Genomic DNA, 11,728 nt, shown 5'->3' with positions numbered 1-11,728 from the left:
TGGGCGCTGTCCACAGGTACGGGTCGAAAGGGCGAGGCCGATCCCCCGAAGACGCATCGTGTCCTGATGCATGCCCTCCCCGAGCTGCTCGGCCCCACACGGACGTCGTCCATCGCCGACCTCACCGAGCGCGCCAGTTCGCGCAGCGTGGGCCGGTGGCTTGCCGGCGGTCGGCTCGTGCGCCTGCACCCCGGCTGGGTCACCGCCCCCGGATGGGCCGATGACTGGACGGTGCGCGCGCACGCCGCCGTCGGCTACACCGGCGGAGTGCTGAGCCACCGCAGCGCCCTCGCCGTCCACGGAGCGCTGGATCATCGGCCGCGGCGACTGGACGTCACGGTCGGCACGGACCGTCGCCTCCGCTCCACCGCGGGGCTGGCCGTCCACCGCGGCGCCCTCCCCCGCTCGTTGATCGTCTCGGGGCTCCCGGCGACGACATTGGCGCGGGCTCTGGTGGACAGCTGGGCGGGCGCACACCGCCGGTCCGCTGGGCCTGCCCTCATCGCGGAGGCGCGCGCAGCGCTGCTCCGGTCGGCGCGTGAGCGAGCGATCAGCACCGCCGCGCTGGGACTGGAACTGGACCGGCGACCGGAGCTGCCCGGCCGGTCCGGTCTGGTGCAGCTGATCGCGCTGCTCGAGCGCGGCTGCCAGAGCGAGCTGGAGGTCTTCGGCGTGCTGCACGTGCTCTCGGTGCCAGGGCTGCCCGGATGCGTCCAGCAGTATCGGGTGCGACTGCCCGACGGGCGGCGGGTGTACCTGGATGCTGCCTGGCCGGGCGTCAAGCTGGCCATCGAGCTGGACGGCGCAGCCTTCCATGGCGGCCGGGAGCAGCGGGAGCGCGACCTCACGCGGGACGCCGCACTCGCCGCACGCGGCTGGCTCGTCCTGCGTTTCAGCCACGCCCGGCTCACCAGGGAGCCCGCTGAGTGCCAGGCCGAGATTGCAGCGGTGTACCAGCAGCGGCTGATCCTCGCTCGGTGACCGGCCACTCGCGGCCTCCTGATGGCCGGATGAGGAGCGCGACCCCGGAGACGGCAACGGCCCGCTCCCCTGCTGGGGAACGGGCCGTCGGCGTCGACTGGGGTCAGGCGCTCTTCTCGCGGGGAGCCCGGCTGGGCTTGCGCGGCACGATCGTCGGGTTGACGTGCTCCAGCACGACGTCCTTGGTGATGACGACGGTGGCGACGTCCTCCCGGCTGGGGATGTCGTACATGACCGACTGGAGGACCTCCTCCATGATCGCCCGCAGCCCACGGGCACCGGTTCCCCGCAGGATCGCCTGGTCGGCGATCGCCTCGAGGGCGTCGTCGGTGAACTCCAGCTCCACGCCGTCGAGCTCGAACAGCCGCCGGTACTGGCGCACCAGCGCGTTCTTCGGCTCGGTGAGGATGTTGATCAGCGCCTCGCGGTCGAGCTTCTGCACGCTGGTGATCACCGGGAGACGGCCGATGAACTCGGGGATCATCCCGAACTTCATGAGGTCCTCCGGCATGACCTGCGCGAAGGCGTTGGCCTCCTCGATCTCGGCCTTACCGCGGACCTCGGCGCCGAAGCCGATCCCCTGCTTGCCGGTGCGGGCCTCGATGACCTGGTCCAGCCCGGCGAACGCGCCACCCACGATGAACAGCACGTTGGTGGTGTCGATCTGGATGAACTCCTGGTGCGGGTGCTTGCGCCCACCCTGCGGCGGCACCGACGCCGTCGTCCCCTCGAGGATCTTCAGCAGCGCCTGCTGCACGCCCTCGCCGGAGACGTCGCGGGTGATCGACGGGTTCTCGCTCTTGCGGGCGATCTTGTCGACCTCGTCGATGTAGATGATGCCGGTCTCGGCGCGCTTGACGTCGTAGTCGGCGGCCTGGATCAGCTTGAGCAGGATGTTCTCGACGTCCTCGCCGACGTAACCGGCCTCGGTCAGCGCGGTGGCGTCGGCGATCGCGAACGGCACGTTCAGCATCCGGGCCAGGGTCTGCGCCAGGTGGGTCTTGCCGCACCCGGTGGGGCCCATCAGCAGGATGTTGGACTTGGCCAGCTCGACGGAGTCGTCACGGCTGCCCGCGCCACCGCCGGCCTGCACCCGCTTGTAGTGGTTGTAGACCGCCACGGCCAGCGTGCGCTTGGCCTTGTCCTGGCCGATGACGTACTGCTCGAGGAAGTCGTGGATCTCCTTGGGCTTCGGCAGCTCGTCGAACTTGAGGTCCGACGACTCCGAGAGCTCCTCCTCGATGATCTCGTTGCAGAGGTCGATGCACTCGTCGCAGATGTAGACCCCGGGGCCAGCGATGAGCTTCTTGACCTGCTTCTGACTCTTCCCGCAGAACGAGCACTTCAGCAGGTCGCCACTCTCACCGATACGTGCCACCTGGCTGACCTCCACCTCGAGTGGGACGGCACTGCGGCTGCCCCGGATACGCGTTGTCGTGCCCTGTCGACGCCCCATCTGTGGGCGTCTGCGGATGTCCCTGCGGTGCTGACCGAACGGTGCGAACCGGGGATCGGGCGTTCGCTGAACCTACCCGGCCGGTGTGACGTTCCGGGGTAGGAACGCCCCCGGGTCGTCCGGTACGTCACACCCGCCCCGGCTCCCCCGCGACGCCGCCGGCGACGGGCCGATGGCCTCGCGGTGGGGTGAACGGTACGGGCCGGGGACGCGACACGCGCGTCCCCGGCCCGCGCCGATCAGGCCGGGATCGGGGGCAGTGCGTTGAGCTTCCGGCTGGCGATGACCTGGTCCACGATCCCGTAGTCCTTGGCCTGCTCGGCCGTCAGGATCTTGTCCCGGTCGATGTCCTTGCGGACCTGCTCCTGGGTCTGCCCGGTGTGCCGCGCCAGGATCTGCTCCATCTGGGTGCGCACGCGCTCGATCTCGGCGGCGTGAATCTCCAGGTCGGTGACCTGACCGCCGGCCTCGCCGGAGGGCTGGTGGATCAGCACGCGGGAGTAGGGCAGCGCCAGGCGCTTGCCCGGCGTCCCGGCCGCCAGCAGGACGGCGGCCGCGGACGCGGCCTGGCCCATGCAGACGGTCTGGATGTCGGGCCGGACGAACATCATCGTGTCGTAGATCGCCGTCAGCGCGGTGAACGAGCCACCGGGCGAGTTGATGTACATGGTGATGTCGCGGTCGGGGTCGTTGGACTCCAGCGTGATCAGCTGGGCCATGACGTCGTTCGCGGACGCGTCGTCGACCTGCACCCCGAGGAAGATGATGCGCTCCTCGAAGAGCTTGTTGTACGGGTTGCTCTCCTTCATGCCGTAACTCGTGCGCTCCACGAAGGAGGGCAGGATGTACCGGCTCGAAGGCATCTGGAAGTCGCTCATGTCAGTCCTCCGACCGTTCAGTTCTCGGTGACCGGGTTGTCGGTCTGCGTCGTGCTGGAGGCCCGGGTCACCACGTGGTCGACGAAGCCGTACTCGAGGGCCTCCTGCGCGGTGAACCAGCGGTCGCGGTCGGAGTCCTTCTCGATCTGCTCCACCGTCTGCCCGGTGAACTGCGCCTGCAGCTCGTTGAGCTGCTGCTTGGTGTTGCGGAACAGCTCGGCCTGGATGGCGATGTCGGAGGCGGTGCCGCCGACGCCGGCCGAGGGCTGGTGCATCAGGATCCGGGTGTGCGGCAGCGAGTAACGCTTGCCCTTGGTGCCGGCGGTGAGCAGGAACTGGCCCATCGAGGCGGCCAGGCCCATGGCGTAGGTGGCGACGTCGCAGTCGATGAACTGCATGGTGTCGAAGATCGCCATGCCGGCGGTCACCGAGCCACCGGGCGAGTTGATGTACAGGTGGATGTCGCGGGTGGGGTCCTCGGCGGACAGCAGCAGCATCTGCGCGGCGAGCTGGTTGGCGATCACGTCGTCCACCTGGCTGCCCAGGAAGATGATCCGCTCGCGCAGCAGGCGCTCGTAGACCGAGTCGTTGAGGTTCATCCCCCCGGCGGCCGCACGCAGCAGCGGCATGCTCGCCAGGTTCGGGTCAGTGGTGCTCACGGGTGCGGTGACCTCCGTAGGACTGCGGTGCAGTCGGTCTCGTGGAACGGGTGGGTCGGTGGTCTCGGTGCGGTCGCGGCCCCCGCCGACGGGTGTCGGCCGGTGGTCCCGCGATGACCGCCTCGGTGTCACGTCGACCCTAACGCGCACCCCCGACGCGTTCCTCCCGGCGCGGGCCGGTGTTCGCCGTGGGCGCAGCGCGGTCCGGGGACGGCCCGGGACGACCGCCCGGGAACGACAGCGCCGCCCGCATCCCGGAGCGGGGTGCGGGCGGCGCTGTCGGAACGGTGGCGGTCAGGCCTTGGCGGTGCTGCCCTCGGCGTCGTCGACGCCGGCCTCGGCCGGGGTCACGGAACCGTCGGCGGTGTCGGCAGCCTCGTCGGCCGCCTCGGCGCCGGCCTCGTCAGCGGAAACCGTCTTCGGGCGCAGCGCCTCGAGGTCGACCGTGTTGCCCGACGCGTCGGTGATCGTCGTCTGCTCGAGCAGCTGGGCAAGCGCCTTGGTGCGGCGGACGTCGGCGACGAACTCGGCGATGTTGTTGCCCTGCTGCAGCTGCTGGGCGTACTGCTCCGGGCTCACCCGGTTGCGCTGGGCCTGGGCCATGATCTGCGCCGACAGGTCCTCGTTGTCGACGGTGACCTCACGGGAGTCGGCGATCGAGTCCAGCAGGAACTGGGTCTTGACCGCCTTCTCCACGTTCTCGCGCATCTCGGCGTCGTAGGCCTCGCGGCCGCCCTCGATGCCGGCGGCGGAGAAGTAGGCGTCCCAGTCCATGCCCGCCTGGAGCAGCTCGCGCTCCATCGACTGGGCACGGAAGGTCAGCTCCTGCTCGACCAGCTTCTCCGGCACCGGGACCTCGGTCGACTCGATCAGGTGCTCGACCAGCTTGTCGCGGGCCTGGGCGCCCTGCTGCAGCACCTTGGTGCGCGACAGCCGGGTGCGGACGTCGTCCTGCAGCTCGGCCAGGGTGTCGAACTCGCTGGCGATCGAGGCGAACTCGTCGTCCAGCTCCGGCAGCTCCTTGGCCTTGACCGAGCGCACCGTGACGGTGACCTCGGCCTCCTTGCCGGCGTCCGGGCCGTTGAGCAGCGGGGTGGTGAAGGTGGCGCTCTCGTCGGTGGACAGCCCGCGGACGGCCTCGTCCAGGCCGTTCATCAGGTTGCCGGAGCCGACCTCGTAGGACATGCCGGTGGTGCTGCCGTCCTCGAGCACCTCGCCGTCGAGCGTCGCCTCCAGGTCGATGGAGACGTAGTCGCCGTCCTCGGCGGCCCGCTCGACACCGGTGAGGGTGGCGAACCGCTCGCGCATGACGGAGATCTGCTGCTCGATCTCCTCGTCGGTGACCTCGACGTCGTCGACGGTGACCGCGAGGGAGTCCAGGGCGGGCAGCTCGAGGGTGGGGGCGACGTCGACCTCCGCGGTGAAGGCCAGCAGCTCGCCGTCCTCCAGGCGGGTGACCTCGACCTCGGGCTGGGCGATCACGCGCACCTGGTTCTCCCGGACCGCCTCGGAGTAGACCTCCGGGACGGCGTGCTGGACGACCTGCTCCAGCACGACCGGGCGGCCGACCCGCTGGTCGATCACGCGGTTGGGCACCTTGCCGGGACGGAAGCCCGGGATGCGGACCTGGTTGCGCAGCTCCTTGTAGACCTCGCCGAAGGCGTGGTCCAGGTCGCTCCACGGCACCTCGATCGCGAGCCGGACCCGGGTCGGGCCCAGGTTCTCGATGGTGCTCTTCACAGCGGCGTGCTCCTCGGGTACGACGGCGATGGGCGCGACCGCCGTGGGGACGGCGGCCGATCGTGCCCGCGAGTCTTCCAGACCTCGCGGCGGTGTCGGGGTGACAGGATTTGAACCTGCGGCCCCCTGCTCCCAAAGCAGGTGCGCTACCAAGCTGCGCTACACCCCGTGGCCACCGGCGAGTCTAGGCCGACGGCCTGCGGACGGCGCCGCGCGGGCACGGGATAGGCTGCGGCGGTACGCATGCGGGTGTAGCTCAATGGTAGAGCCCCAGCCTTCCAAGCTGGCCATGCCGGTTCGATCCCGGTCACCCGCTCCATCTCCTGACCAGCGCGTATGCCCGTCTGCGCAGCTCAGCGCGGACTTTGCGCCGCTCCCGTGCCTTAACGGTGCTGACCCCTGCTGACCGCTGACCACCGGCTTTGGCCGGTGCTTAAGGCACGGATAAGGCACGCGCCCGGCCGTGAATGACCTTGACGTCGTGCAGCTCCGCAGCTGCAGGGGCACGGGGCAGCCAGCCGACGAGCGACGCTGTGCATGGACCGCCAAGCGTCGTCTCGTGGCTGGCCTGTGCCGCATCAGGAGCGGCCGGCGCACCGTGATCGCGGCCTGACCGTCCCCTGTCGTTCACGCATCGTGGCGGACATCAAGCGGGGGCAGCGAGTCCACCAACCTGACCGTCTCAACGGAGACCGTGACGATGCGTGCCAGCAGGTCGACGATGTAGCGCGGATCGCCGATTTCGCGGGACCAGTCATTGGGGTCGTTGACGATGCCCGACGCCTTGTCGGTCTTCACCCAGTAGCGATCGATGATCCACTCGATGGCCGACCGGCTTCCCAACGTGTACCGGTACGCCTCCTCTGGGACGCCGCGCAGGGTGATCCGGTCGTTGTACTGGATCACCGACCGGTCAGCCCGCAGACCAGCGGCCTTCTGCTCCGCGGTCGGCTTGCCGAAGGCCATCTTCTTGTTCCGGACGGCGTAGAAGGGGTAGTCCGCATCGCCACCCGGGCCGGCGGCATCGAGCCCGTCCAGCGGGTACGGCTCGACGGTCTCGTAGCCCAGGTGCAGCTCGGCCAGCTGCTTACCTGCGTCGGCGAAGGCGCGAAAATCCTTGGCGAACGGGATACGCGGCAGCATCTTCTTCAGGTCCGCCGCGTACGTCTCCCGGTACTCCGGCGAGTGCAGTAGGCCATAGACGTAGTCGAAGACGTCGTCCTTGCTGATCGATTCGCCCGGGTAGGCAGCGGTGAAAGCGGTCAGCGCCTCGTCGGTGATGTTGTCGATCCGCCGGTAGCCGTCGACAACTTCTCCCTGGTGGATGTCGAACATCCCGGAGTCGTCAACCTTGTCGTACCGCCACCGCGGGAAGAACTGGCCAGAATCCAACAGGTGCAGGTCGGGCAACTCCCCGGCGGCCATCGTGCAGAATTCGTAATGCGACGACGGGCCGGTCAGCGAAAACCCGGCGTTGCTGAGTCCTGACTGCGGAAATAGCGCGTCGAGGCGGTACTGCATCGCATTAACGGCGCGCTGATAATATACCCACTGGCGAGTGAAGGGGCGGTACTGAGACCGCCGGATTGCAGCCTCCGGCGCCAGATCAATCCGGCGCCCTCTTTTCAAGTCCTGCTCGAGATTGCGGTTCCAGCTAATCAATGTCGCATCTCGGAGTGGAGTCCGAGCTGGGTCCATCTCTCGGAGAGCAACTTCCCGATTGAACGTTTCGGCGAGCCTTCCGATGTTGTCGGCCAGGCGGCGACGCGAACTGTTGTACGCCCACACGTCACGCCCCGTCGCAAGTCCCAGCGATGTTAACCCGAAGATGGCGCCCGTCCCGCCCTTGGCGGCAAGCGGGAAGAAGGTGTGGAAGTCGTCGCGGCGCTGGGAGAGCCAGTCGCCGTGTTCGTTAGGCGTTATCGCGACTGGCGCGAGACCACCGAGGCTGCCCGCCGAAACTATTTCCGCCACCTTCTCGGAGGCAGTGGTGAAGTCGCCGACCTGCGAGTAGTAGATCGTTGCTGGCCCCGTTGAATCCGGTTGCTTGACCAGCACGATGATGGCAATGGTGGCAATAGAGCCACCGGACCCCTTGGCGAACGCCTCCCAAATAGGTCGCCCCTCGGCGCCGCCCTGCCGACGGTTGCCCCGCAGGTTGAAGACATGGATGGTTGAAAATTCCTCGGCCAAGGTCTGTCGCATGCCGTCTGCGGCGTTGGAGTCTAGAAAGCCGCCGTTGGTGACGAAGGCGACGATGCCACGGTCCTGGATGCGTAGAGTCGCCCATCGGATAGCCCGAATATATGAGTCGTAGAGCGTCCGCTTTGACGTGGCAGTCGATCGGGCGACGTAGGTGCGCTCGATCTCGCCGTCGAGGGTCGGGTACTTCTCATTCTGGTTGGCGTCGTTGCCCGATTCCTGCCCGACCGAGTACGGCGGGTTGCCGACGATCACCTGGATCGGCAGCTGCTTTTGCCGTTCCAGGCGATCGTTGTTCTCTGGCATGACGTCGATGTCCTGCTGGTCGCCGTCCTCCCACGACTGGAAGCTGTCGGTCAGCACGAGACCGGGGAACGGCTGCGGCGCCCCCTCCAGTTCCTCGTACGTCGTCTCGATGTTCGCCGCCGCGATGTAGTAGGCCAGCAGCAGGATCTCGTTGGCGTGCAGCTCGTTTGCGTACTTGCGGGCCAGATCGTGCGGCTCGATCAGCCCGCTCTGCAACAGCCGCACCAGGAACGTGCCAGTACCTGTGAACGGGTCGAGGACGTGCACGCCCTCGTCGGTGAGCCCCTGGCCGAACTCGGCCCGCATCACCTCGTCGGCCGAGCGCAGGATGAAGTCGACGATCTCCACCGGCGTGTAGACGATGCCGAGTTTGGCCACTGTCTTCGGGAATGCGGTGGCGAAGAACTTGTCGTAGAGCTCAACGAGCACCCGCTGCTTGCCGGCGGCGTTGTCCACCCCGGCGACCCGCTTGCGCACGGTGTCGTAGAAGCCCTCGAGGGTCTCGTTCTCGCTCTCCAATGCGTGCTCGTCGAGCACCGCGAGCATGTTCTCCATGACTCGGGCGACCGGGTTGCCGGCCAGGAAGCTGGAGTGCGCGAACAGCGCCTCGAACACCGGCCGGGTAATGAGGTGCTGGGCCAGCATGTCGATCGCGGCGTCGTCGGTGATCGAATCGTTCAGGTTGCCGCGCAGCCCCGCGACGAAGTGCTCGAACTCGGTCGCTGCCGCCCCGGGCGTGGCGAGCAGGCCCTTGATGCGCGTGACGTGCGCGGCGGCGATGTCGGCGATGTCCTTCGCCCAGGACTCCCAGTAGCGTCGCTCGCCGACCTTGTCGACGATCCGCGCGTACATCGCGTCCCGGAACTGGTCGGCCGGGAACTCCATGAGCAACTGCTCGGTGCCCTTCTTCGCCGGCTGATCGGGATCCGGCACGGAGACGCCGTCGCCGTCGGTGGGACCGGTGATCGAGACGATCTCGATCTTGTCGGGTTTGTGCTTGTTCAGCTCGATCTGGTTGACCAGCGCGGAGAACCGGTCGTCGTGGCTGCGCAGCGCCTGCAGCACCTGCCAGACCACCTTGTAGCGCTCGTTGTCCCGCAGCGCCTCCTCCGGCGCGACACCGGTGGGCACCACCACCGGCAGCACGATGTACCCCAGTTCCTTGCCCGGCGACTTGCGCATCACCCGCCCGACCGACTGGACGACGTCGACCTGCGAGCCGCGCGGGGTGAGGAAGAGAACCGCGTCCAGCGACGGCACGTCCACGCCTTCGGAAAGACAGCGGGCGTTGGTGAGCACGCGGCACACGCCGTCGGGTGCGGGCTCCCGGAGCCACGCCAGATGAGCGTTGCGCTCGTGCACGCCCATCGTGCCGTCGACATGCGCGGCCTGGACGCGCAGCCGGGGGCGGCCCTCGGGTGCGTCGATCAGCGCCCGGTCGGCGAGGTCGGGGAACGCGGCAGCTGCGGCCTTGGACGCCTTGATGTGCTGGGCGAAGGCGACCGCTGTCCGCATCGGCGCCGTAACGGCCGCCGGCACATCCCCATCGGCCGACGTCGGGCCGAAGTTTTTGGCCAGGCCGTTCCAGCAGCCGATCAGCTTCGCCGCCTGATCGAGCTGGATCTCGCCGGAGTGCGCCATGGCCTGCTGGAAGTTCTCCGCGACGTACTTCTCGTCGACCGCCAGCACCAGCACCTTGTAGTCGGTGAGCAGATCGGCCTCCACCGCCTGCCCGAAGCCGAGCCGGTGCAGCTCCGGCCCGAATACCGCCTCGTTCCCCATGTCGGCCAGCACCGCGTCGGCGTCGGTGGCCTTGCGCTTGACCTCCTCGCCGAACACCCGGGGAGTTGCGGTCATGTACAGCCGCTTGGTCGCCTTCAGCGCATCGGCGTCGTGCACCCGGACGAAGGCCGACTCGTCGGACTCGGCGAGGGTGACCCCGGTGGTTCGATGCGCCTCGTCGCAGATCACGAGGTCGAAGTTGGGTAGGCCGAGCTCCTGGGCGCGGGTCACCACGTCGATGGACTGGTAGGTGGAGAACACCACCCGCATCCGCCCGTCAGCCGTGCCGGCCTGGAAACGGGTCAGCAGCGTCTGCGGGTCGGTGGAGGCGGGTTCTGTCAGGTCGATCGGCAGCTGGTCCGCGTCGTCGGACACCGCCCGCCGGCCCACCTTGACGTCGGAGCAGACGGCCAGCGCCCGGATGTCGACCTCGGCGTTGGCCATCCACTCCCGCAGGCTCTGCGACAGCAACTGGATGCTCGGGACGAGGAACAACACGTTACGACCCGCACCGGCGAGCTCCTCGGCGATCCGCAGGCTGGTGAAGGTCTTTCCGGTGCCGCAGGCCATCACCAGCTGGCCACGGTCGTGTTCGATGAGCCCGGCACGTACGTCGTCCAGCGCCTTCTGCTGGTGTGGGCGCAGCGCCTTCTTGCCCGTCGGGACGACGATTTCCGGCGTCGTCCAGGAGAACTGGTCCCAGTCGATGGCGGCGTCGGCGAGGTAGCCGATGTCGACGCGCTGAGCCACTCCCCCCGCCAGCGTCTCCTCGGCGTTGGACGACCAGCCCGCTGCCGTGTCGAACACGATCCGCTTGGTGAACTGGGCGGAGGCGGAGGCGGAGACGAACGAGTCGATGTCGGCCTTGGCGACCGTGCGACCCGGTGCGTAGAACTTGCACTGGATGGCGGTGAGCCCGCCGTCGTCGGCGTTCGCCGCGACCAGGTCGATGCCGGTGTCCGGCCGGCCGGCGCGCTCGGGCCAGTCCGACCACAGCCAGACGTCGGAGAACCGCGACTTCCACTCGGGGTCGGAGGTCAGGTAGGCCCTGATCAGTCGCTCGAACTTGCTGCCCTTGTCCCGCTCGTCCAGCGCTTCGCTGCGAAGTCGGTCCAGGACAGTGTGGATGGTCCCCGTCACGCTTCGCATCTTGCCCGACAGCGCGTCGGGACAGGGTTGCCCCGCCCGGACGAGTCTCCCCCTCGCAGGGCTCAAGATCGACTGACCCGCGTCCATCGATGTTGACCTACGGTTGACAACCACCTCGTCCAACCCGTCATCTGAGGCGCTGCAACACGTGGTGCTGGGCTACTTGACGTGTCTACCGCGATCGGCGGGCGCTCGAAAGCGGCCTACGGCCGCGACTTGATCAGAGGGGCTGCCGGCTCGAACTCCCGACCCCGACACTGCCAGGCCGTCATGATCGCGTTCGTGGTCGTCGGCCGGCGTCCAAAACGGCCCTCTGAACAGCAGGTTTGGCGCCTCTCAACACAGCGGCGAATAAGGGCGAACAGCTACGGATTCAGCGCAACTGCAACCAGAACTGCAACCACCGCTGGCTGAAGAGGTGGCTGGCGGGTGGACGACCCGGGCCCGCGTGGAGTCGTGGGTGGGCGGCTCAGCCCGGTGATCAGGCGGTCGGTCCGCAGCCGGGTTGATGTTGACGCAAGGGAGGACCACCTCGGGCTGTCCTCCCCGCCGGCTTCGGCGAGGTCGTCGTGGGC

Annotated in this window: 6 protein-coding genes and 2 tRNA genes; 2 read left to right on the top strand and 6 right to left on the bottom strand. The window is 68.2% G+C overall.

Annotation, left to right across the window (positions count from 1 at the left end; all coding sequences use genetic code 11):
- Window positions 1-66 precede the first annotated feature (66 nt).
- On the top strand, window positions 67-981 hold the full coding sequence (locus JD78_RS02960; RefSeq protein WP_153360651.1) for a DUF559 domain-containing protein: 915 nt from the start codon (window positions 67-69) through the stop codon (window positions 979-981).
- A 103-nt stretch (window positions 982-1,084) separates the two neighbouring features.
- On the opposite strand, the gene clpX is transcribed toward JD78_RS02960, so the two are convergent.
- The 5 genes from clpX to JD78_RS02935 all read right to left on the bottom strand — a co-directional run bounded on the left by clpX (window position 1,085) and on the right by JD78_RS02935 (window position 5,883).
- Window positions 1,085-2,359, bottom strand: coding sequence for an ATP-dependent Clp protease ATP-binding subunit ClpX (gene clpX, locus JD78_RS02955; RefSeq protein WP_153360649.1), 1,275 nt, complete (start codon window positions 2,357-2,359; stop codon window positions 1,085-1,087).
- A 317-nt stretch (window positions 2,360-2,676) separates the two neighbouring features.
- Window positions 2,677-3,315, bottom strand: coding sequence for an ATP-dependent Clp protease proteolytic subunit (locus JD78_RS02950; protein WP_153360647.1), 639 nt, complete (start codon window positions 3,313-3,315; stop codon window positions 2,677-2,679).
- Between the two features lie 17 nt (window positions 3,316-3,332).
- A complete protein-coding gene (locus tag JD78_RS02945; RefSeq protein ID WP_438861314.1) occupies window positions 3,333-3,974 on the bottom strand; it encodes an ATP-dependent Clp protease proteolytic subunit in 642 nt (213 codons plus the stop codon).
- Window positions 3,975-4,268: 294 nt separating this feature from the next.
- On the bottom strand, window positions 4,269-5,714 hold the full coding sequence (gene tig / locus JD78_RS02940; RefSeq protein WP_153360645.1) for a trigger factor: 1,446 nt from the start codon (window positions 5,712-5,714) through the stop codon (window positions 4,269-4,271).
- Window positions 5,715-5,809: 95 nt separating this feature from the next.
- Window positions 5,810-5,883 (bottom strand) — tRNA-Pro (locus tag JD78_RS02935).
- 76 nt (window positions 5,884-5,959) lie between these two features.
- Between JD78_RS02935 and JD78_RS02930 the strand changes: the two genes are divergently transcribed.
- Window positions 5,960-6,033: transfer RNA gene (locus JD78_RS02930), tRNA-Gly, on the top strand.
- A gap of 308 nt (window positions 6,034-6,341) precedes the next feature.
- Here JD78_RS02930 and JD78_RS02925 read toward each other — a convergent pair.
- Entirely contained in the window at window positions 6,342-11,144 is a 4,803-nt protein-coding gene (locus JD78_RS02925; RefSeq protein WP_153360643.1) for a DEAD/DEAH box helicase, read from the bottom strand.
- Window positions 11,145-11,728: the final 584 nt, after the last annotated feature.

The sequence above is a fragment of the Modestobacter roseus genome (assembly GCF_007994135.1).
GTDB classification, from domain to species: Bacteria; Actinomycetota; Actinomycetes; order Mycobacteriales; family Geodermatophilaceae; genus Modestobacter; species Modestobacter roseus.
Note: the sequence above shows the minus strand (reverse complement) of the source record. Positions and strands in the feature narration are given on the sequence as shown.

Bases quoted from the DNA above. Each gene is read 5' to 3' on its own strand.
- JD78_RS02960 (WP_153360651.1), top strand. From the start codon at position 67: ATGCATGCCCTCCCCGAGCTGCTCGGCCCCACACGGACGTCGTCCATC.
- JD78_RS02950 (WP_153360647.1), bottom strand. From the start codon at position 3,315: ATGAGCGACTTCCAGATGCCTTCGAGCCGGTACATCCTGCCCTCCTTC.